The sequence below is a fragment of the Hyphobacterium sp. SN044 genome (assembly GCF_021864465.1).
Classification (GTDB): domain Bacteria; phylum Pseudomonadota; class Alphaproteobacteria; order Caulobacterales; family Maricaulaceae; genus Hyphobacterium.
Map to the genome: position 1 here is coordinate 1 of NZ_JAKKUV010000045.1, position 307 is coordinate 307.

General features: G+C 48.9%; 1 protein-coding gene. It reads right to left on the reverse strand.

Annotation, left to right across the window (positions count from 1 at the left end):
- Positions 1-247 (reverse strand): hypothetical protein (locus L5876_RS14595; RefSeq protein ID WP_236957090.1); only part of this gene is annotated, 247 nt, incomplete at its 3' end.
- Positions 248-307: the final 60 nt, after the last annotated feature.

The following is a 307-nucleotide window of genomic DNA, read 5'->3' on the forward strand; positions in this document are numbered from 1 at the left end:
CCAGCTGGGCTTTCTTCTGTTCAATCAAAGATGTTATGGTATTGATGCCAGACCTCACAACTGGGGGACGCTTGGTTGGAACATCCTCCTTGCCCTTGACACGCTCCTCAGCACGAGACTTCAGTCGTCTCATTTTCTCCTGGTAGGTCTCTGGCCGGTACTTACCTGGTACGCTGAACAGTTTGGCTGCTTCCTTCTCATCGTCTTTGTTCCCTACTTCAAAATGCCAGTTATAGGAGAGCTGCAATTAAAGTCGAGCATGGTCAGCTGTTTCCACGACAACGACCGAATCTGGAATGGTTTCTTT